The sequence below is a fragment of the Staphylococcus sp. GDX8P80P genome (genome assembly GCF_017893095.1).
In the GTDB taxonomy this organism is placed as follows: Bacteria; Bacillota; Bacilli; order Staphylococcales; family Staphylococcaceae; genus Staphylococcus; species Staphylococcus borealis.
On sequence record NZ_JAESMI010000265.1, the window covers coordinates 1 to 217 of the forward strand.

At 30.4% G+C, this 217-nt stretch carries 1 protein-coding gene; it reads left to right on the forward strand.

Translation table 11 applies throughout. The annotated features are described in order from the left end of the window. Nucleotides 1-217: orotidine 5'-phosphate decarboxylase / HUMPS family protein (locus KA858_RS12725; RefSeq protein WP_210135856.1), on the forward strand; the 217-nt coding region annotated here is incomplete at both ends.

Sequence of the window (217 nt, forward strand, 5' to 3'; positions counted from 1 at the left end):
TCAATTTTTAGATTTATTTAATGAACCCCTATTTGTAAAAGTAGGTATGGAACTTTATTTGCAAAATGGTCCTGAAACGATCAATCGAATTAAACAAAGAGGTCATGATATCTTTTTAGATTTAAAGTTACATGACATTCCAAAAAATGTTAAAGGCGCATTAAAAGGATTAGGTAAACTCAATATCGACTTAATTAATGTGCATGCAGCAGGTGGT